Below are 20368 nucleotides of genomic sequence, written 5' to 3'. Positions count from 1 at the left end.
ACCGAAGACGACCAATCACTGCATGTCGGACGGCTATCCGCCTAGGATTGCGGTGCCCGGCTCACCCCCGATGCGAGGAGTTCACCACCATGCGCGCGATCGTGGTTCAGAAGTTCGGGGCCACCCCCGAGCTCGCCGATGTGCCGGTACCCGACGCGGGTCCCGGTGAGGTTCAGGTGGCGCTCGACGCGGCCGGAGTGAACCCGTTCGACCTGAAAATGGCCGATGGCCTGCTGGAGGGCAAGATGCCCACCGACTTTCCGATGATCCTCGGCGTCGACGGCGCGGGCACCGTCTCGGCCGTCGGTTCCGGTGTCACGAAGTTCAAGGTCGGCGACAAGGTGGTCGGCAAGTTCCTGACCGCGCCCGCGGGGCACGGCAGTTGGGCGCAATACGCCACGGTGCCCGAGGACGCGACCCTCGTCCCGATTCCCGACGGCGTCACCGCGGTGGCCGCGGCGGCACTGCCCGTCGCCGGCGTGACAGCCCAAGACCTGGTCGACGCCGCCCATATCCAGCCCGGCCAGACGGTACTGATCGTCGGCGCGACCGGCGGAGTCGGCTCCTTCCTCGTTCAGCTGGCCAATATCGCCGGCGCCCATGTGATCGCGACCGCGCGCGGTGATGCCACCGACCAGGTAGCGCGCCTGGGTGCGGCCGAAACTGTCGACTACACCCAGATCCGCCCGGCCGACCCGAATCTCGTCGATCCGGACCCGGCCACCCGCCAGGACTCGAGCGTCACCGATGCCGTCCGCTTCACCCACCCCGACGGCATCGACGTGCTGTTCGACTTGATCAGCGCGGCACGAGATTTCGCGTCGCACGCCACCCTCGTCCGCCCCGGCGGACACGCCTACTCGACGACTTGGGCGGCCGACGACGCCGCACTGCGCGAGCGCGAGATCACCGGCGGCAACTTCGAATCCAAAGGTCGCTCGCCGGAACTGAGCCGATTACTGTCCCGGGTCGCGGCCGGTGATGTGGTTGTTCCGGTGCAGATGACGGTGCCGCTCGAAGCCGCGCCCGCCGTGCTCGGTGCGGGCAGTGCACGCGGAAAGACCGTTCTCGCCATCTGATTCACGGCAAAGCAATAGATGTGCCTCGCTGAGACGTTCAACCATGAACTGCTAGAGGTCCCGCAGGCTCTCGCCGCGGTCGCCTGCGGTTCGATGGGGGTCCGATCCGTCTACCCGGGATGATCGACGTGGATCGGTGTGGAGCTGATGAACTGCGCGATCAGGGCAGCCGTGCGGTTGGGTTGGTCTTCGGCCACCCAAGTCAGCGAGTCCGTGATCGATTCGAGGCGGGCGTTCGGGAAGTCCGCTGCGAGGCGTTTCGCGTGGGCGTAGGGGAAGAACCTGTCGTCTTCGGCCCATGCGATGAGAACTGGCAGTGCGCACGACGCGAAGCGGGCGGCGGCGTCGAGTGTGTACTTGTTGTCGACCGCGCGAAGGAATGCGAGACAGTCGCGCACGACGCCCCGCTCGTGTGTCATTCCGTGCAGGTAGTGGTCGATCAGTTCGCTGCTGATCGGATGGCGGGTCAGTCCGCCGAATCCGAATCGCGAGCGCGCACAGGCGTGCCGAACGGTGGGGATGCGCAGGAGGCGGCCCATGAGCGTTCCCGCGCCTGGCGTGCGGGCCATCCAGCACATGTACTCGAACAGTGGCGGCGGGAAGTTCTCGTAGGCATCGCACGGAGTCAGGACCAGCCGGGCGATTCGTTCGGGGCGGTGGGCCACGACGAGCTGGGAGAGCATGCCGCCGCCGTCGTTGCCGACCAGAGTCACGTGCTCGAGATCGAGCGCTTCGAGCACGTCGGCGATGGTGTGGGCGATGCCGAGCGGGGTCAGATCCGCATCGGCGGCCATCGGGATCCGGTGCGCTCCGAAAGGCCAGTCGGCCGTGATACACCGATACGAATCGGCCAGTCGTGGAACGACTTTCCGCCACGCCGCGGCGTTGGCGACCAGGCCGTGCACGAACAGCACCGTCTCGCCCTTGCCGCGTTCGTAGATCCGGATCGCGCCCTGCGGCAGCTGCACGAGGCGTGATGCGCCGAGCTCGGTGACAACACTCATCACGGGTTCCTTTTCGATTGATACGCGATTCGTTTCGGTCGACTCGTGCAAGCATGGCGGGCGTGGGTGAGCGATCGCTTCCAGAAACGTGCTACCCGTCGGCAGCGCCGCGCGCGGACGTGTGGTTGTGGATCGGACACGCGGTCTATCGCGGGCCTTCGCTGCGCCTGGACCACCATTCGGGGTCGGTGCACTGCCTGGCTGTCGGCGTCGATGCCCCGTTCACCCTGCACGCCGATTCGTTCGGTCAGCGCACCGTGCGCAGCGCGTTGATCCCTCCGCGCACTCTCCATCAGGTAGTCGCGCAGGGAACTCGAATGTTGTTCTGCTACATCGACCCTGGGTCACCGCGCGCACACTCCTGCTGGGATCACATGACGGCGCGCGTGCACGAGTTCGGCATCGACCACAACCGGGAAACCGCTCTGATCGGCCTCGCCGACCGCGACTGCCTCGACCCCACCGAGGTGATGGACCTCGCGTGTGGTCCCGGCCAGATCTCACTCGATCCGAGAATCGCCGCCGCCACCGCGATCGTGCGTGCCCACGCGACCGGAACGATCACCGCGGACCAACTCGCCGGCGAAGTGAACCTGTCGAAATCCCGCCTGCTGCACCTGTTCGCCGACCACGCGGGCACCACGTTCCGCCGCTACCGGATCTGGGCGCGGATGCTCGCCGTCGGCCGCGCGGTCGCCAAGGGCACCGACCTCACCACCGCCGCGGCCGATGGCGGATTCGCCAGCCCGTCACACTTCAGTGACACCTTTCACGCCATGTGCGGGCTCAACGCCAGTGACCTTCTCGGCGCCGGCGCACGAATCACCGTCCTGGACTGACATCCCGTCCAGCGGACGCGTCGAAGGTCTCAGCGCGGGAGGTAGGCGCCGGTGCGGGCCTTGGTGGCCGTGGTGGTGAGGATGGCGGCGAGGGTGGCTCGGATTCGGGTGGGGGTGGTGGGTTTGGCTATGAAGGTGGTTTCGCCGTAGAAGACGTAGCGGCCGTCGCCGGGGATGTCGTGGAGTTGGAAGTCGTCGCGGCCTTCGGTGTGGCGGTTGTCGACGCTGGCGTGGGCGTAGACGCCGATGTGGGTGAGGGTGGTGGTGGGTTTGGCCAGGAAGGATTCGAGTTGTTCGCGGGGCGTGGGGTTCCAGCGGTCGCGAACGTGCGAGCGAGGAGCCGCGAGTTCTGCCGCGGTGACGCGGATTTCGCGACCTTTTCCGGGGGCGACCTTGGGCAGGGTGGACAGGACGGCAGCGGCCAGGGCTTCGGGATCGAAGAGGTGCAGGGTGATGTCGCCGGGGTTGTTCTCGTCGCCGGGGGCTTGGACAGCGAGGGAAGCGTAGGTGTCGCGGGTGCCGCCGTGGGCTCGAATCGTTTTCACGTTCTTGGACGCGCCCGCGACCTCGACGCGGGCGTGCGGGGCGAGCAGGGCGGCCATGGCGCGGTCGAGATCGCTGTCGAATTCGGCCATCAGGTTCTCGGCGGCCTTGCTGCGCAGGCGCAGCACCTCGGCCTGGGTTTCGACATCGGTGTGGCGATGGTGCAGGGGATACGGGAGCACGTCGCGACCGGCGGCTTCCCACAGGGTGCGGAAATCTAAAGCGGTGAGATGCCAGGTACGCACGGGAGATCTACTCTGTTCCATCAGGATTGGCGACTAGTCGGCGCCGATGACGGGCGGGACCATCTTGGGCAGGGAGTCCAGACCGGTGAGCTCGTCACCGTGTTCCTGAGTGATGAGGTAGTCGGGGATTGCCTTGGTCGATTCGTCGTCCTTGCCGCCGCCCTTGCCCGCGCCGGGGCTCATCATGCCGGGCATGCCGGATCGACCCGCGGTGCCGGAACCCGCGCCGGTTCCGCGGCCCGCGGCGGTGCCGGCCGCCATGGGACTTCCGGGAACCGCACCGCCCGGAGTTCCCGCGCCGGGTGTGCCCGAGCCCGGCGACCCGGCCCCGGGAGAGCCTGCGCCACTGGGTGATCCGGACGGCGAGCCCGTACCGGGCACGGTCGAACTCGGGGTGGTCGAGGCGGGGGTCGTCGAGCTCGGGTCCGTCGACTGGGGAGTGGTCGATTCGGGAGTCGTCGAAACGTCTGTCGAGTCGTCGGTGTCGGTGTCGGTGTCGCCGCCCGGGTCGGTGGTAGGAGTGGTCGACGCGGGGGTCGTGGGGGTTGTCGTGGGTTGGGTGGTGGGCTGCGTTGTCGAGCCCTTGTCCGTGGGTTGGGTGGTGGTTCCGGTGATTTCGGGGTCACCGCCGCCGTTGTCGATGGTCTTCGGGATGGGAATCACCGGGACCTTGGTGTCGGACTCGTAGATCACCGGTGCGTAGACGGTTTGGAGGATGCGCACCGCCTCCACGCGCGCGTTCTCCTGTGCGACATCGTCATTGCGCCACCCACGGCCGGTGAACAGCGCACCGACGTTGTCCAGACCGCTGCGATGCTCGGGCTCGTGCGGGACGAGACGTTTCGTCGGCTCGAGACCGGTGCGTAGTTCGTCCAGTTTCGTGCTGGTGAGCGCGGCCGCGGTGGAGACCTTCTTGCCCGTGGTGTCGTATGCCGCGACGGTCTGCGCTGCCGCGTTCGCCGCCGCACCCGCCCAGACGTCGGGCGACATGCCCCGGGCTATCTGCTTGCGGAACTCGTCGAGGGAAGTGCTGTTGCGGGTGGAGATTTCGTTCCACGCGCCGATCAGGTCGTTGACGGCATCGAGATCGATCTTGTCGACCTTGGCGCGCAGTTGCGCGACAGTTCCCGGAAAACTGTCGTTCCTCGTCACCACCGTGGGGTGGTACTCGCCGTCGAACCCGAGGTCGCCCGCCTTCTTCCGGTTGCCGTCTCGCTGCGAGTTGTACCTGTCCTGGATGTCGGCGATCTCGGAGCTGTCGAGTTCGTTGTCGTCACCGGAGAACGGGGAGGTGACGAAGTTTCGGAGGCCGCCGAGGAGGTCGAGGCCGTTGATGCTGTGGAAACCGGTCACGTCAGCTCACCTGGCCTGCGACGTAGTCGAGGGCGTTGGCGTTTTCGATGTCTTTGCCTGCGATGCGTTTGAAGGAGATCGCGAAAACCTCGCGGAGCTCTTTCACGGCCTCGATGTCTTTCATGATGACGTTGTCGATCGAGTTCTCGTCGCCGGTCGCCTGCAAAAGGAACTTTCTCTCGAGGTCCCTGGCGATCTGGAAGTCGCCGAATCCGCTGACAGCCTGCGCTCGACGGGTGGCGCCGCGGAGTGAATCGAGGTCGGCGATTCGCTTGTCGCAGGCCTTGTACATGTGGAAGGCCGCATCCTCGCTGTTCAGATAGACCTCACCAGAGCGGACCTGCCCCAGCAGCTGTGAATACGGCGACGTGCCTGTCATCTATGTGCCCTCCCCGGTCACTTCGGAAATGTCGGCGCGAGAGTCTCCCCTACCCGCGCCAGAGATATGCAGGGATCAGTCAGCCCGTCCAGGCTCGCGCGGTTCAGGACCTGCAATTGGACGACGCCCTGACCCGCAGGGAACACGACGTCACAATCGAGCTGCTTCGATGCGCCCTCGACCCGGAACTCCCGTCCAGGCCGCCCCGCGATCGTGACGTCGCGGAAATCAACGTTGCCCGGCTTTGTTTCGAACTCATCCGCGGTTTTGTTCGTGGAGTAGACGGTTATGGCGAACGTAGGCCCCTCCCATCCACAGATCTCCCACCCCGACTGCGGGACCCCCGCAACACCCTTCTCCTCCGTCGCCGGATCCACCCCGGCCTCCGTCAACGCCGCATCGGAAATCTCCGTGCACGGATTCCACAGAACCGGCTTGGCCGTGGTCGTCGTCCCCTTCGACGTCGACTCCCCCGAGTCACACCCGACCAGTCCGACAACCGCCAAACCGGCAATCACCATCGCCGTACCTGCGCGTTTCATCCCCACCCCTTCCGCCCGAGCACTGCCTTGACCAGGCACATTAGCACGGGGAGCCGACTCGAGCCGGGGCCGCGTAGGTTGTCCGATCATGAGCGAACTACGACTTTCGACGCCGTTCGACGGGCGTGATCCCAAGGGCAAACCGGTGGTGAACCGGTCGGCGGTGGACTCCGATATCCAAGATCAGGTGCTCTCCTATCTCGAGCACGCGCCGGTGATTCTGAGCGCCCGCGGCCACGACGCCGACGAGTTCGACCCCACCCAGCGCGCCGTGCCGTTGAACTTCCACACCGACGGCGCGTTCGTCTGGCCGGGCGCTGTCCCCTACTACCTGCGCAAGTACGGACTGCCGCCGGACCCCGCACTGGTCCAGCACATCGTCGGCAAGGGGTTCGAGATCGGAGAGGTCGACGAGCAGGCGCGCCAGGCGGCGGTGCGGATGGTCGCGGGCTGACGCGGTCTCAGCGCAGGCTGGGCGGCAGTGCCGCTACGCCAGGGCCGTGCAGGTTCGCGACAGCGGCCGATCTGCCGGTCATCGCCAGTAGGAGGTCGAGAATCGGGCCGTGCACCGGTATACCCGCGCCCGTCGACCATTCGATGTCGTCGGCGGCGAGGTGCAGTCCGCGCAGGTGACGTTTCGCCCAGAAGGGCCAGCCCATCGTCCACACCCGTTGCGCGGCAACGGCGGCCGCGCGGGGGGTCACGTCGATGGTGCGCCCGAGCGGGCGGGCGATGTCCTGGGCGTGGACGATCACGTCGAAGTAGATGTTGCGGTAATTGGTCACAGCAGGCAGCCGACGCGACGCCGCGTGCGCGCGGATCTCCCCTGCCAGGTCGGGGCGATCCGAATACCGCACCGCGACATCGTGGTTCATGCGATGGAAACGGCCGCCCGCCCGGATCCCCATCCAGGCCATCGCGGCAGGCCCGGGCGGCTGTGGCGCCATCGCCAGGTGCGCGGCCACATCGCGCACCCGCCAGCCCGCGCACAGCGACGGCGACTCCCATTCGGCGGGGGTGAGGTCGTCGAGTAGGTCGGCGACGGCACGGCGCTGCTGTTCGATGACCTGCCACTGCTGCTCGCGATCCATGATCGACCTCCGAATAATAGTCAGTGTCTCTGACCAATATAGTCAGATAGACTGACCGAAACAAGGAGGAGAGCATGAGCGACGAGCTCAACCTGGGTGTGCTCCTGTTCGTCCCGTACCGGGAGATGGAGCGCCGGGTATTCGCCGCCCTCAGCGCGGGCGGTCACGCCGAACTCACCCCGGCCAAGGCCCGCCTGGTCGCCCGGATCGGTCCCGACGGCACCCGCCTCACCGACCTCGCCGCCCAAGCCCAAGTCACCAAGCAGACCGCGAGCACCCTCGCCGACCAACTCGTGCGCGCCGGCTATCTCGAGCGCGTCGCCGACCCCACCGACGGCCGCGCCCGCCTGCTGCGCCTCACCCCCACCGGCCGTGCCGCCGCCGACCTCGCCGACCGCACCGCCGACGAGGTCCAGTCCGAATGGGTGGCCCACCTGGGACGACGAGCCGCGGCCGACCTTCGGAAAACACTCACCGCCCTTCGCGACGTCACCGATCCGTACGCCTGAGGCCTACCGGGCGGGTTCCGGGACCTCACCGGCGGAACCGAACACCGCGCTACCAGCTTCGCCGCACCGTCGCCTTGGCGCCGGTGACCAGGCTGTTCGCCGGAACATCGTCGGCGACGACCGCACCCGCGGCGATCACAGCGTCACGTCCGATGCTGACGCCGGGCAGGATCATCGCGCCCGCGCCGATCCACACGTTCTCCGCGACATCGATCGGCGCACCGGTGAGGAATCGGCGCCGTTCCTCCGGGTCGACCGGATGGCCCATGGTGATGAAGGTGGCTTTCGGGCCGACCATCACGCCCCTGCCCAACCGGATTCCGGCGTAATCGAGAAACGTGCAGCCCTGATTGATGAACACCTGCTCGGCCAGGTCCAGGTTCAGCCCGTGATCGGTATAGAAGGGCGGGTAGATCGTGAGACCCGACGGAAGCGGCCGACCGAGGATCTGTTCGAGCAGCGTCGCCTTCCCTGCGGTGTCGTCGAAGGCCAACACGTTGAGCCGGGAGGTCAACGCGCTGACCTGCAGAACCCGCTCGTGCATCGCCGTGAACTCGGCCCCGAGAACCCGCTCACCCCGGGCCAGGAGTTCGGGATCGTGAATCGCCATGAAGTTGTCGCTCGCCATCTCCCGATTCTCACGCACCCGCCACCGCGGCTCACAAGATCACCGACGCGTATCGATGAAGGGGACAGCGTGCTGATCGGTGGCGGGCGGTTTAGGATCCGTGCGGCTGGGAACGGCGTGATGAGCATCCCTGCACCGAGACGGCGGTTTCGGGGGATACTGGGGACGGCGCCACCGACGGGTGAGCACCATTGCGGCAATTGCAGAGAAACGGAGCCTGACGACGTGGATGCGCGTTCGCTTGCGCTGGTCCGCGCCGATTTCCGCGGGGTGTCGGAGACACCCGGTGGGTCCGAGCGGCTGATCAGCGCTTTCTACGGCCACCTGTTCGCACAGGACCCGAGGTTGCGTGAGCTGTTCCCGCCTGCCATGGACATGCAGGCCAAACGGATCACGACGGCCGTGCAGTTCGTGCTCGACCATCTCGAGGACTTCGAGCGCGCCCAACGCTTCCTCGAGCAACTGGCCCGCGACCATCGCAAGTACGGGGTCGAAGCCGACCACTACGACATGGCCGGACGCGCGCTGCTCGCGGCGCTGCGCACCTACCACGGCAACCGCTGGACCAGAGAACTCGACGAGGGCTGGCGCGACATCACGCTGCTGATCTCGGCGTCGATGGCGATCGGCGCCAACGAGGACACCTCGCAGCCGTACTGGGACGCGACCGTGGTGGGGCACCGGCGGGTGCTCGACGATCTGGCGATCGTGCGCTTGCAGGCAGACGGGCCCATTCCGTTCAAAGCCGGGCAGTATGTGCCGGTCGCGGTGCCGCAACGACCGAACATGTGGCGATACTTCTCCCCCGCCATCCCCGCGAACCCGTATGGCGAGATCGAATTCCATGTGCGGCGGATCAGCGGCGGCTGGGTGAGTCCGGCGATCGTCAACGACACCAAGGTCGGGGATCGGTGGAAGATCGCCGGGCCACTCGGCGGGTTGCACGTGGACCGGGAGTCGGGACGCGATGTGCTGATGATCGGGTCCGGCACCGGCATCGCGCCGTTGCGGGCGCAGCTGATCGAGATGAGTCAGCGCGGGATCAATCCGCGCGTGCACTTCTTCACCGGCGGGCGGTATCCCGGCGACCTCTACGACGTGGACAACATGTGGCAGCTCTCGCAATCCAATCCGTGGCTGACCGTGGTGCCGGTGTGCGAGGAACGCGCCAATCCCTGGTGGTATCCCCAGGATTCGGGCCAGACGCCGCCCGGCATGCCGCGGCGCCTGGTCGGTAACCTGGGAGCGGTGGTGACCAGCTTCGGCGCGTGGTCGGACCGCCAGATCCAGATCGCGGGATCGCCGTCGATGATCGCCAACACCCGTCACGCGCTCCTGCGGGCCGGTACCCCGAGTGAGATCATCGCCGCCGACCCTGTCTGAACCCGCCCTTCTCTTCGCGAAAGAGGCTGATGAGCAACGCATTTCCCGACCCCGCATGGACGGCTACCGTCGTCGGCCACCACCGCCTGCGCCACGACCTGGCCGTGATCCGGCTGATCGGTGACTTCGTGCCGTTCGAAGCGGGCGGGTCGGTGGAGGTGGAGGTGCCGCAGCATCCCGGGGTGCGGCGGCGGTTCTCCCCCGCCCTGCCGCCCTCGCTGGACGGCAAGCTCGAGTTCCATGTGCGGACGGTGCCCGGCGGGTGGTGTTCGAGTTCCATCGTCGCCGACACCAAACCCGGTGATCAGTGGCGAATCCACGCCCCGCATGGGGTTTTCGCGGTCGATCCAGACGCGGTCGAGGTGGTGATGATCGCCGGCGGTACCGGCCTGGCGCCGATGCGCGCCCAGATCCTGGACCTGGCCCGCCGCGAGACTCCGCCGCGCACCTACCTGTTCTTCGGCGGCCGCTCCCCGCGCGACCTCTACGCCAACGACATGCTGTTCCTGCTGGCGGGCGAACTGCCATGGCTGTCCGTCATACCCGTTGTCGAGAGTCCGGACGACTCCTCGGTGCGCGACGAATGGCACGAGCAGACCCGCTCCGATGTGGGCTTCGGTCCGGACGAAATGCTCCACGGCACCCTCGCCGACGTTGCCGCCGCCCACGGACCGTTCACCGAACACCAGGTCCTGGTCTGCGGCTCCCCCGCGATGGTCGGCACCACCGTCGACCGTCTGATCGCATCAGGAACTCCCCCGGCGAACATCATCTCCGAAGGCGCCTGCTGATCGGCGCGTTGAGTTCGGTGAGCTTCCAGGAGTCGAAGCCCGCCTGATCGGCCGACTCTCAGAACAGTGGGTCGTGGCGGATCGACTGGGCTTGGGTGCCCGCTGCCATCAGGCGGAACTTGGTGGTTTGGACCATCGACGGCGAGCCGACTATCTGGACGTCGCGGTCTGCCCACGGGCCGTAGCTGGCCACCACCTTGCCGATCTGGCCTGTCATGCGGGGTTCGAGGCCGGGGAGCTCGGGGTGGGGGTCGCCGGAGTCGTAGTACCACCAGGGGTTTTCGTCACTTTCGGTGACGGGGGTGACGGTGAGCCATTTGTTGGCGATGGCGAGCTGGCTCAGCACCTGGAGGTCGTAGAGGTCGCAGGGGTGGTGGCCGCCGACGAACAGGTGGACCTTGGGGTTGACTCGACGCTGGGCCATCGCCATGACCTGGGCGCGCAGGGGCGCGATGCCGGTGCCGCAGCCGACCATCAACATCTTGCGTTTGGTGTTGCGCGGCACGCCGAGGCCGCCGAGGGGCGGGCCGAGTAGCCACTGATCGCCGACGGCGGTGTGGGCGACCATGGCGGGACTGACCCAGCCGCCGAGCACCCCGCGGACGTGGAACTCGATCTCGCCGTTGGCATTGGCCGGGTTCGCGGGCGAGAGGTAACGCCACATCCGTGGCCGCGAGGGGATCTGCACGCTGAGGTACTGACCGGCGGCGTATTGCATCGGCTGCTCGAGCTGGAGCCGAACGATCGAGAGATTGCGTAGTACCTCGCGATGTTCGACCACGGTGCCCGTCCAGGAAGCCGGTGTCGTCTCCTTGTCGGCGGCGCTGATCATCGCGCCACTGATGGTGGCCAGGCCCTCGTCCCACGCGGTGGCGACCTCGTCGGTCCACATCTCCGCACCCGCGAACAGCCGCATCGCCGACTTCAGCGAATTGGCCACCGCCACATAGTGGGCCGGTTGCACGCCGTACTTGCGGTGGTCACGGCCGAGCTGGGCCAGGAACGGCAGCAGCTTGTCGGGTTCCTCGAGCCGGTCGAGTGCGTAGGAGATCGCCGAGACGAGGCGGTCACGCTGGGAATCCATGGCGGCCGGGAAGTAGTCGCGGACAGCGGGATAGTCCGTGAACAGGATCGAGTAGAACGACCTCGACAGCTTCTCGGGTCCACCCTCTTCCGCAGCAACCGCCTTGAACGTAGTACGGATCAAAGCGATAGTCCGCGAATCCATATGTGTCACAACCTCGTTTCGCCATCGAACGCTAGCCGCGCCGGCGAGTGACGGGCTGGGAGGACACTCGTCAGCAGCCGATGCGAGAAGTCTAGGCGAGGTTTGCCAGCTTCGGAATCGTACTCTTAAACATCACGCATGTAATTATCAAAATACCAGGCGGTTCCCAGTAGTTTCCCATGAAAACATACCTGTAGACCGTTAAATGCGGGTGAACACCTGCTCGAGATTCCGCACAGCGCCCCCTATATCGGGCCCTCGACCCCCAACGTGCCTGGTAGAGCGACCCTTCCGCTACAACGACAGCGCGCCGCGATCCGACGCGCCGAGCCATGACACGCGGGGTGGGGGCATCGGAGTGGCTGGTCCGGATCAGCGAAATGGCTTCCGATTGATCCGAATTCAGCATCCGCGCAGCAATCTTTTGGACGTCCACGGTGATAAATCCGCACCTCAGCGCGCCGCAACGATACTTCCGATCAGCAAGATCATGAATAAGTAGGTTGCTGGAGAGTGACTGGCCGGTCGCCGGGGGTTGACCGGAGACGAGCGAGCCTCCGGTTCGACATCCACCGCGGCGGATATCGAACCGGAGGCTCGTCGGACTCGAAGGCGACTCAGCGCCGATGCCGTGGCTGCCACACCACGAGCGCGGTACTGCGCGCCGGCGGCGACAGATCGGGCCGGTAGCCCGCCCGCAACCGCTCCAGCTCCGCGCTCATCTCCTCGACGCGCTGCTGCAACGCCTCCACCTGATTGGTGAGTTCGATGATGCGCTTGATGCCGGCGAGATTGACGCCCTCGTCCTGCGACAGGCGCTGCACCTCGCGCAGCACCTCGACGTCGCGGGCCGAGTAGCGTCGCCCGCCACCCGAGGTCCGTTGCGGGGTGACCAAACCCAGCCGGTCGTAGGTACGCAACGTCTGCGCGTGCATACCCGCCAGCTGAGCCGCGACCGAGATCATGAAGAACTCGGCACGCGCGGCGGCACCCGAAACGGACTTCGGATCCGGGCTATCCGCGCCTCTCCCTATGCCCTCCGTGGTCACGCTGCGCTACCTCCTCCGGGCGCCGAGCTCGATGCGCAAGGACATCACGCACCAGCCCATCCCGCACGCGGTTCGAAACCGCTGGCCTTCTCCGCCTCCTGATAGCGCTTGAGCGCATCGGTGGCGTCGGAGTCGAGCGACTGCGGCACCGCGACCTTCACCGTGACCAACAGATCGCCGGCACCGCCCGCCGCACCGCGCTTGGGCACACCGCGACCACGGACCCGCAGGATACGCCCGTCGGCGGTGCCCGGGGGCACCTTCACACCGACTCTGCCGTCCAGCGTCGGCACGGAAACCGTTGTCCCCAGAACCAATTCGCTGTAGCTCACCGGGAGCACCAGGGTGAGGTCGTCGCCCTGCCTGCCGAAGACCTTGTCCTGGCTGACGTGCACGGTGACATACAGGTCGCCCGAGGGCGCACCGCGCAGACCCGCCTCACCCTGACCGGCCAGCCGGATCTTCTGCCCATCACTGACGCCGGGAGGAATCCGGACCGTGATGGTGCGGGTGCGGTTCTGGATACCGGTGCCCGAGCAGTCGGTGCACGGGTCGTCGATGATCGACCCGGTGCCACGACAGTCGTCGCAGGGCTCGCTGAAACCGAACGCGCCCTGATTTCGGCTGACCACACCCGCACCGTTGCAGTGCGGGCACACGCGCGGGCTGGTGCCCGGCTTGGCGCCGCTGCCGTGACAGGTGGTGCACGGCGACGGGCTGGTCATCCGCAGCGGGACGGTGACACCCTGGGCGGCCTCGCGGAAACCCAGCGTTGTCTCGGTCTCCACATCGGAGCCGCGACGCGGACGAGCCGCCGCCCGGCCACCGCCGCCACCCCGGTTGAACAGCCCGCCCAGCAGATCGCCGAGCCCGCCGTCGCCCGCGGCGCCGGTGCCACCGGCCTGACCGAAGATGTCACCGATATTGAAGTCCTGCGAGAAGCCGCCACCGGCACCGGGAGTGAACCCGCCACCGCCATAGGCTCGCCCGCCACCGCCGCCGCCCGCGAACATGCGGCGCGTCTCGTCGTACTCCTTGCGCTTGGCCGGATCCGACAGCACGGCGTTGGCCTCGCTGACGGACTTGAACCGCTCCTCGGCCTTGGTGTCACCCGGGTTGGAGTCCGGATGCAGGTCGCGGGCGAGCTTGCGGTAGGCCTTCTTGATCTCGTCCTGCGAGGCGCCGGAGGAGACACCCAGCTCCTTGTAGAAGTCCTTCTCGATCCACTCCCGTTGGCTCACCGGGCATCTCCTCCTCTCGCGTTCTTATTGACTGTTGTCGCCGGCATCCGAGTCCGATGCCCCCGCGGCCTCGGCATCGGTTACCCCGACCAGCGCGTGCCGAAGCACCCGGTCGCCGAACCGATAGCCCTTGCGCATGACGATGCCGATCACCGGATCGGCGCCCGAACCCTCGTGCTGCACTGCCTCGTGCAGCGTGGGATCGAACGGGTCACCGGTGGCACCGAATTCGACGAGACCCTGCTTGGTGAGCGCGGTCTCGAGCTTGTCGGCGACGGACTTCAGCGGGCCTGCGTCGAGGTCGCCGTGCGCCCTCGCCCGATCCAGATCGTCCAGCACCGCGAGCAATTCGGTGACCACCGACGCCTTGGCGGCATCGATGTTGGCCTGGCGGTCGCGTTCGACGCGGCGGCGGTAGTTCGCGTATTCCGCGGTCAACCGCTGCAGGTCGGCGGTGCGCTCGGCCAGTTCGTCGTTCTCCGGCTCGACAACGTCGGCGTCGAGGGCGGAGTCCGCCGGGGCGGCCTCCGCGTTCTCGTCCTCGGTGTCTTCCAGAATGTCGTCGACCAACTCCTGCTCCGAGGAGTTCGCCTCGGTCACTTCTTGTCCGTGTCGACCGGCTCGTCCACGACCTCGGCGTCGACGACCTGGTCGTCATCGGCCTGGCTCGGGCCCGCGCCGTTGCCGGACTGCGCGTCGGCGGCGGCACTGGCCTCGTAGATCGCCTGGCCCAGGGCCTGCGACTCGGTGGCCAGCTTCTCCACGGCCGACTTCACCGCGGAGATGTCGGTGCCCTCGAGTGCCTGCTTGGCCTCGGCGACCGCGCTCTCGACCTTCGCCAGCTGTTCGGCGGAGACCTGTGCGCCACCCTCGCTCGACTTCTGCTCGTTGATGAACTTCTCGGTCTGGTGCACCAGCGACTCGGCCTGGTTGCGGGTCTCGGCCTCCTCACGGCGCGCCTTGTCGTCGGCGGCGTGCGCCTCGGCGTCGGCGACCATGCGGTCGATCTCCTCCTTGGACAGACCGGAGCCGTCCTGGATCTTGATCTTGTTCTCCTTGCCGGTGCCCTTGTCCTTCGCGGTGACGTGCACGATGCCGTTGGCGTCGATGTCGAAGGTGACCTCGATCTGCGGCACGCCGCGCGGGGCCGGGGGCAGGCCGGTGAGTTCGAAGGAGCCGAGCAGCTTGTTGTGCGAGGCGATCTCGCGCTCACCCTGGAACACCTGGATCTGCACCGAAGGCTGGTTGTCGTCAGCGGTGGTGAAGGTCTCGGAGCGCTTGGTGGGGATGGTGGTGTTGCGCTCGATGAGCTTGGTCATCACGCCACCCTTGGTCTCGATGCCCAGCGACAGCGGGGTGACATCGAGCAGCAGGACGTCCTTGACCTCACCCTTGAGCACGCCGGCCTGCAGGGCGGCGCCGACGGCGACGACCTCGTCCGGGTTCACGCCCTTGTTCGGCTCACGGCCACCGGTCAGTTCCTTGACCAGGTCGGAGACGGCGGGCATACGGGTGGAGCCACCGACGAGCACGACGTGGTCGATGTCGGCCACGTTCAGGCCCGAGTCCTTGATCACGGACTGGAACGGCGCGCGGGTGCGATCCAGCAGATCAGAGGTGATCTTCTGGAACTCCGAGCGGGTGAGCTGCTCGTCGAGGAACAGCGGGTTCTTGTCCGCGTCGACGGTGATGTAGGGCAGGTTGATCGAGGTGCTCTGGCCCGAGGACAGTTCGATCTTGGCCTTCTCGGCGGCCTCACGCAGGCGCTGCATGGCCATCTTGTCCTTGGTCAGGTCGATGCCCGAGGACGCCTTGAACTTGTCGACCAGCCAGGACACGACGCGCTCGTCCCAGTCGTCGCCACCGAGGTGGTTGTCACCGGAGGTCGCGCGGACCTCGACGACGCCCTCGCCGATTTCCAGCAGCGAGACGTCGAAGGTGCCGCCACCGAGGTCGAAGACCAGGATGGTCTGCTCTTTGTCGCCCTTGTCCAGGCCGTACGCCAGCGCGGCGGCGGTGGGCTCGTTGACGATGCGCAGCACGTTGAGACCGGCGATCTGGCCGGCTTCCTTGGTGGCCTGGCGCTGGGCGTCTTCGAAGTAGGCCGGGACGGTGATCACGGCGTCGGTGATCTCCTCGCCCAGGTAGGCCTCGGCGTCGCGCTTCAGCTTCATCAGCGTGCGCGCGGAGATCTCCTGCGGCGTGTACTTCTTGTCGTCGATCTCGACGTTCCAGTCGGTGCCGATGTGGCGCTTGACCGAGCGGATGGTGCGGTCGACGTTGGTGACCGCCTGGTTCTTCGCGGGCTGACCGACGAGAACCTCGCCGTTCTTCGCGAAGGCGACGATCGAGGGGGTGGTGCGCGAGCCTTCTGAGTTCGCGACGACGACCGGCTCGCCGCCTTCGAGCACGGCGACGACGGAGTTCGTGGTCCCGAGGTCGATTCCGACCGCACGAGCCATAGTGGTTTCCTCCTGTTTGACGTTCGGTTATTGCAACGCTGAGCGCAGTGGGCTCAATCCTGCCCTCGAGATCGGTCCGGAGTCAACCCGAACTTGAGTCGAGTACGCTCAATGCTGTTGATCTGGACAACCGGCAACTGCGACGATCCATTCCCGCCGCACGAAAAAATTTGCCGTCCCCCACAGAACCCCCGCCATTCTTGCGCGTCCCCGACTCAACCGTAGCCCCTGATACGGGATCGTGACCGGCCCGCCGCAAGCGCCCCGGTTAGGTTCGGTTCCATGCACACAGTCGATCTGTTGACCGTCGGCCGGGGCGAGGAGGTCGTCGCTTCGGCCATCGCCTACCTCGAACCTCTCGGATTCCGAGTCCTCGGGACCACCTCCGACGACGAGGCCCGCGCCATCCTCCACCGTGAACAGGTACGCCTGTTGGTGATCGGCGGAGGCGTCGAAGCCGATTCCCGAAACGCGCTGACGGCCGAAGCCACCCAGCGCGGAACGACGGTGGTCCAGGCCCAGCGGGCGGGCCGGGATCTGGAGCAATATCTCGGCGAGGAGATCGTGCCCATTCTCGAAGGCGCCGCGTCGCACCGAGTCGACTAGGAGAGTTCGGCCAGGATTCCCTCGGCGCTGCGGGCGGCGGCTCGGCAGGCGGTGGCGGTCGACTGGTCGGCGAGTGGGTGGGCCGCCCTGGCGCGCCAGGAACGCACCGCCGCGAAAGCCGCGGTGCGCAAGGCGTCCGGGTCCGCCTCGGCGGACAGGCCTAGGCGTAGGTGTGCCGCCACACCCGCGCCGCCGAGAATGCGGTGCAGATCGGCCAGTACCGGTGGGGGCAGGGGTAATTCATCGGTGCGCAGGCGGCCGAGTAGCCGGAGTTCGGTGAAACCGTGCACGTCGGCGAGCCGAGCCCGCACGCGAGGCCGCAGGCGATCGGCCTCGGTTCCGGGGTAGGCGGCCAGGATCCGGTCCAGCGTGCTCAGCGCCGAATGCGCCTTCAGTTCCCCGGCGCGCTGGCCGAATTGGACCTCGAGAACCGAACGAAGCTCCTCGATGCCGCTGCGGTCGGCCAATTCCGCGGCCAGCGAAGACGAATCGCGGACGCCGAGCCGGATCAGCATGGTGGCCATCCGAATACCGAACAGGCCGAAGCGGTCCACCAACTGCGCGCGCAGTTCCGGCTCGACGGGCAGGGCGATGTCGGCGCGGGCGAAGCGGTCCGCCGAGAGCAACGCGATCGCGAGGTCCTCGGCGGGCACCGCCGACAGCGCCTCGAACGCCGCGAACTCCGGCTGCCGCAGCGTCGAAGCCGCGAACGCGAGCAGGCCTGCCACCGGAATCACCGCCTGGCACAACCCGGTTCGTTCCAGCTCACCGGCGAACCGGGCGGCGACATCGCGAGCCGAATGCAGCGCGTCGATGCGGCCCGAGCCGATCTCGTCGGCGCGCGACACCACCCCGATCACGCCGAGCGGGCCGCTCCCACCGCCGCCCGCACCGATCTGCTCGAGGAAGCTCACGTCGGCGGCGTCGAGGCGTCGCAGCAGATAGACGACGGCATCGGCGCCGGGCACCGAGATCGGTGCGCCGCGATCGCCCCCGGCATCAGCGGGAGTGAGCAATCGCGCGGTGCGCAGCGACACCTCACGCGAGAGCGACGACGTGCCAGGGGTATCGATGATCGTGGTCTGCGACAACGCCGCCGAGGGCCAGCCCACCTCGAGATGGTCTACCTCGCGGGGGCTGGGCGCGTCCCAGCGCAGACCGTTCAGGTCGAAGGTCAGGCCGTGCGCGCCACTGCCGCGGCGCACGATCACGTTCGCGCGCGAACCGTCGGCCGCGTGCGCGGTGACCGTCGGGGTGGCGCCGTCGCGATACCAGGTGACCACGCGGGTGCACTCGGTGGCATCGGTCGGTGCGACAGCCTGGCCGACCAGCGCGTTCAACAGCGTCGACTTGCCCGCCTTGATCGAACCGGCCAACGCGACACGCAGCGGCTCACGCAATCGATATTCGCAATCGGCGAGCAGCGCGCGTGCGTACTCGTCCCGGTCGAACACCCGCGCCGCCGCGCCGACCAGCTCGTGCGCCTCGGCCAGGATCCTCGGTGTGGTCCGGTCGCCGGGCGCGGCGGTGTCGAAACGGTGGGTCACCCAGATACCGTACCGTCGTCCCGTCTCGAGTCGGCCTGCATCGAATCCGCGTAACGGCGCAGCTCGGCGACCGCGTGCAATTGGCGTTCCAGCACCACGGTGCGCTCGGCGCGATGGGTGGCGGCCATCGCCGCGGCGTCCTGTGCCGCGCGCAGGGAGGCGTCGATCGAGCGCAGGCTGCGCTCGGCCACACCGGCGAAGTGATCGCGCAGCGCGCGGTGGATGCGGTGCAGCCGGTCCTTGGTGTCCTTGGCCGCCTGGAAGGCCACGTCGTCGAGGAACCGGCGCACCTCGCCGTTGGCCTCGATGCGGCGTCGCGCCAACCGGGCCGACTTGTCGTCGCGATAGGCCTTGCCGCCGACGATCAGGCCCGCGCCGAGGGAGATCGGGTTCAGCATGGCCAGACCGGCGAACGTCGTGGCCAGGCCGATCATCAGCACGCCGCCGTAGGAGCCACGCATACCGACCAGCACCTTGCTGGTGAAACCGATATCCGGTTCGAGATCAGCCAGCGAACCCGAACTCACCAAGCCGCTCTCGTCGTCCATCCCGGCGTGCACTTCCGGCAGGTCGACCGCGCCGACCTCGTTGAAGTGGTCGGCGATCCGTTCGGCGAGCAGCTCCGTTCGGCGGTGGGTCAGCAGCAGGTTGTCACCGAGGGCGGTGTCGACGGAGCCGGTGAGCCATTCGGTGATCGCGCCCCAATGTCGGCCGGGGTCGTTCTCGTCGATCCACTCCTGGCCGGTGCGGGCGATGCCGCGCAGGCGGTCGCGCAGATCGTGGTCGACGTCGCCGACCAGGTCGGTGATGCCGTCGGCGAGCGTCTGCTGCCAGCTGGCGGTTCGCCGTTGCAGTTCCTCGGCCGCCGCACGCGCCGACTGCAGTTCGCTGATCGCGGCCGTGCCACTGGCCGGATCGCGCAACGCGACCAGTTCGCTGCCCAGCGCCAACGCCAGATGCTCTGCTGCCGAATGCAGTTCGCGAGCCACCGCCTGGCGCGTGACCGCCTGATCGCGGGCCACGACCCGATCGCGCAGGAAACCGAACAGCACGCCGAAACCGGACTCCTTGCCCAGCTGCGCGTCCTGCAGACGCAGGGCGTGCGCGCGCAGCAACGCAGACACCGGAATCAGGGCGACATCGACCTGCGCCCGCCCCAGATGGGCGCGGTCGGCCTCGAGCACCTGGCGCCAGTGCGGATACAGATCGGTCTTGGTGAGCAGGACGGCGACCGCGGGACACATCTCGCGGATCTGCCCGACGAAGGTGAGCTCGGGTTCGGTGAGCTCGGTGGACGCGTCGGAGAGCACGAGCACCGCGTCGGCGGCCGCGGCCAGGCTGAGAACCCCTGCGGTGCAAGCACTTCCGTGTCCGCCGACACCGGGGGTATCGATCAGGACGATGCCGTCGGCGAGCAACTGGCTCGGCAGCTCGGCCTCGATCCGGACAACCTGCCTGCCCGCCGCCAGCGGACTGCGGGTGTCGACGGCGCCGATCTCGTCGAACGGGATCTCCACGCGCGATTCGTCGGCGCCAGGCGCGGTGAGCACCAGGTACGCCCGCTGCTGCTCGCCGTAGGACAACTGCAGCGGGAGCACGGTGGTCGCGTCGTCGCCGACCCGGCACACATCCATTCCCAGCAGCGCGTTCACGAACCGGCTCTTGCCCTGGCCGAGCTGACCGGTGACGACGATCCGGTGCCTCGGGTCGCGCACCCGCTCGGCCACCTTCTCGAGCCGGCCGACCAGGTCGTCGCGGCCCGCGGCGTGTGCCGCTGCGACGGTGTCGGACAACACCGTCGTCAGCGGCACCGCGTTCGGTGCGAGAGTCGTCATCGCAGCGCCCGTTT

At 67.5% G+C, this 20368-nt stretch carries 21 protein-coding genes; 7 read left to right on the top strand and 14 right to left on the bottom strand.

Going from position 1 to position 20368, the window contains the following annotated elements; all coding sequences use genetic code 11:
- Positions 1–89 precede the first annotated feature (89 nt).
- On the top strand, positions 90–1079 hold the full coding sequence (locus ACFWUR_RS10345) for an NADP-dependent oxidoreductase (RefSeq protein WP_378904913.1): 990 nt from the start codon (positions 90–92) through the stop codon (positions 1077–1079).
- 110 nt (positions 1080–1189) lie between these two features.
- Here the strand turns inward: ACFWUR_RS10345 and ACFWUR_RS10340 are convergent, their stop codons facing one another.
- On the bottom strand, positions 1190–2083 hold the full coding sequence (locus ACFWUR_RS10340) for an alpha/beta fold hydrolase (RefSeq protein WP_378904910.1): 894 nt from the start codon (positions 2081–2083) through the stop codon (positions 1190–1192).
- A gap of 62 nt (positions 2084–2145) precedes the next feature.
- Here ACFWUR_RS10340 and ACFWUR_RS10335 point away from each other — a divergent pair, with 62 nt between their 5' ends.
- A complete protein-coding gene (locus ACFWUR_RS10335) occupies positions 2146–2922 on the top strand; it encodes a helix-turn-helix domain-containing protein (protein ID WP_378904907.1) in 777 nt (258 codons plus the stop codon).
- A gap of 29 nt (positions 2923–2951) precedes the next feature.
- Here ACFWUR_RS10335 and ACFWUR_RS10330 read toward each other — a convergent pair whose 3' ends face one another.
- The 4 genes from ACFWUR_RS10330 to ACFWUR_RS10315 are packed head-to-tail and all read right to left on the bottom strand — an operon-like array spanning position 2952 to position 5984.
- Complete coding sequence (locus ACFWUR_RS10330) at positions 2952–3710, bottom strand: ESX secretion-associated protein EspG (protein ID WP_378904904.1); 759 nt, start codon at positions 3708–3710, stop codon at positions 2952–2954.
- 33 nt (positions 3711–3743) lie between these two features.
- The gene (locus tag ACFWUR_RS10325) at positions 3744–5063 is read right to left on the bottom strand and encodes a hypothetical protein (protein WP_378904901.1); all 1320 of its coding nucleotides are present in this window, start codon (positions 5061–5063) and stop codon (positions 3744–3746) included.
- A gap of 1 nt (position 5064) precedes the next feature.
- Positions 5065–5442, bottom strand: a complete 378-nt coding sequence (locus tag ACFWUR_RS10320) for a hypothetical protein (RefSeq protein WP_378904898.1) — start codon at positions 5440–5442, stop codon at positions 5065–5067.
- A gap of 17 nt (positions 5443–5459) precedes the next feature.
- Complete coding sequence (locus ACFWUR_RS10315) at positions 5460–5984, bottom strand: DUF3558 domain-containing protein (RefSeq protein ID WP_378904895.1); 525 nt, start codon at positions 5982–5984, stop codon at positions 5460–5462.
- Between the two features lie 88 nt (positions 5985–6072).
- Here ACFWUR_RS10315 and ACFWUR_RS10310 point away from each other — a divergent pair, with 88 nt between their 5' ends.
- The gene (locus ACFWUR_RS10310) at positions 6073–6438 is read left to right on the top strand and encodes a hypothetical protein (protein WP_378904893.1); all 366 of its coding nucleotides are present in this window, start codon (positions 6073–6075) and stop codon (positions 6436–6438) included.
- 7 nt (positions 6439–6445) lie between these two features.
- Here the strand turns inward: ACFWUR_RS10310 and ACFWUR_RS10305 are convergent, their stop codons facing one another.
- The gene (locus ACFWUR_RS10305; RefSeq protein ID WP_378904890.1) at positions 6446–7075 is read right to left on the bottom strand and encodes a maleylpyruvate isomerase family mycothiol-dependent enzyme; all 630 of its coding nucleotides are present in this window, start codon (positions 7073–7075) and stop codon (positions 6446–6448) included.
- A gap of 74 nt (positions 7076–7149) precedes the next feature.
- Between ACFWUR_RS10305 and ACFWUR_RS10300 the strand changes: the two genes are divergently transcribed.
- Complete coding sequence (locus ACFWUR_RS10300) at positions 7150–7584, top strand: MarR family winged helix-turn-helix transcriptional regulator (RefSeq protein ID WP_378904887.1); 435 nt, start codon at positions 7150–7152, stop codon at positions 7582–7584.
- Between the two features lie 49 nt (positions 7585–7633).
- Here the strand turns inward: ACFWUR_RS10300 and ACFWUR_RS10295 are convergent, their stop codons facing one another.
- Positions 7634–8212 (bottom strand): DapH/DapD/GlmU-related protein, encoded by a 579-nt coding sequence (locus ACFWUR_RS10295; RefSeq protein WP_378904883.1) that lies wholly within the window; start codon positions 8210–8212, stop codon positions 7634–7636.
- A gap of 225 nt (positions 8213–8437) precedes the next feature.
- Between ACFWUR_RS10295 and ACFWUR_RS10290 the strand changes: the two genes are divergently transcribed.
- Positions 8438–9595 carry an FAD-binding oxidoreductase gene (locus tag ACFWUR_RS10290; RefSeq protein ID WP_378904880.1) on the top strand — a complete coding sequence of 386 codons (1158 nt, stop codon included), beginning with the start codon at positions 8438–8440 and terminating at the stop codon, positions 9593–9595.
- Positions 9596–9624: 29 nt separating this feature from the next.
- A complete protein-coding gene (locus tag ACFWUR_RS10285; RefSeq protein ID WP_378904877.1) occupies positions 9625–10386 on the top strand; it encodes an FAD-binding oxidoreductase in 762 nt (253 codons plus the stop codon).
- Positions 10387–10444: 58 nt separating this feature from the next.
- Here the strand turns inward: ACFWUR_RS10285 and ACFWUR_RS10280 are convergent, their stop codons facing one another.
- The 5 genes from ACFWUR_RS10280 to dnaK form a co-directional block, all read right to left on the bottom strand.
- A complete protein-coding gene (locus ACFWUR_RS10280) occupies positions 10445–11614 on the bottom strand; it encodes an FAD-binding oxidoreductase (RefSeq protein ID WP_378904874.1) in 1170 nt (389 codons plus the stop codon).
- 617 nt (positions 11615–12231) lie between these two features.
- Positions 12232–12579, bottom strand: a complete 348-nt coding sequence (locus tag ACFWUR_RS10275) for a heat shock protein transcriptional repressor HspR (protein WP_378905048.1) — start codon at positions 12577–12579, stop codon at positions 12232–12234.
- A gap of 128 nt (positions 12580–12707) precedes the next feature.
- The gene (dnaJ, locus tag ACFWUR_RS10270; RefSeq protein ID WP_378904871.1) at positions 12708–13904 is read right to left on the bottom strand and encodes a molecular chaperone DnaJ; all 1197 of its coding nucleotides are present in this window, start codon (positions 13902–13904) and stop codon (positions 12708–12710) included.
- A gap of 24 nt (positions 13905–13928) precedes the next feature.
- Positions 13929–14474, bottom strand: coding sequence for a nucleotide exchange factor GrpE (gene grpE, locus ACFWUR_RS10265; RefSeq protein ID WP_378905045.1), 546 nt, complete (start codon positions 14472–14474; stop codon positions 13929–13931).
- A gap of 26 nt (positions 14475–14500) precedes the next feature.
- Entirely contained in the window at positions 14501–16366 is a 1866-nt protein-coding gene (gene dnaK, locus ACFWUR_RS10260) for a molecular chaperone DnaK (protein ID WP_378904868.1), read from the bottom strand.
- 282 nt (positions 16367–16648) lie between these two features.
- Between dnaK and ACFWUR_RS10255 the strand changes: the two genes are divergently transcribed.
- Positions 16649–16972 carry a hypothetical protein gene (locus tag ACFWUR_RS10255; RefSeq protein ID WP_378904865.1) on the top strand — a complete coding sequence of 108 codons (324 nt, stop codon included), beginning with the start codon at positions 16649–16651 and terminating at the stop codon, positions 16970–16972.
- Here the strand turns inward: ACFWUR_RS10255 and ACFWUR_RS10250 are convergent.
- Both ACFWUR_RS10250 and ACFWUR_RS10245 read right to left on the bottom strand, forming a co-directional pair.
- Positions 16969–18519, bottom strand: coding sequence for a dynamin family protein (locus ACFWUR_RS10250; protein WP_378904862.1), 1551 nt, complete (start codon positions 18517–18519; stop codon positions 16969–16971). The genes ACFWUR_RS10255 and ACFWUR_RS10250 overlap by 4 nt on opposite strands.
- Positions 18516–20354 carry a dynamin family protein gene (locus tag ACFWUR_RS10245; RefSeq protein WP_378904859.1) on the bottom strand — a complete coding sequence of 613 codons (1839 nt, stop codon included), beginning with the start codon at positions 20352–20354 and terminating at the stop codon, positions 18516–18518. The genes ACFWUR_RS10250 and ACFWUR_RS10245 overlap by 4 nt, the downstream gene beginning before the upstream one ends.
- Between the last annotated feature and the right edge of the window lie 14 nt (positions 20355–20368).

The sequence above is a fragment of the Nocardia sp. NPDC058633 genome (genome assembly GCF_042717045.1).
Lineage (GTDB): Bacteria > Actinomycetota > Actinomycetes > Mycobacteriales > Mycobacteriaceae > Nocardia.
The sequence above is the reverse complement of the archived record's forward strand: the minus strand, read 5'-3'. Positions and strand labels throughout refer to the sequence as shown.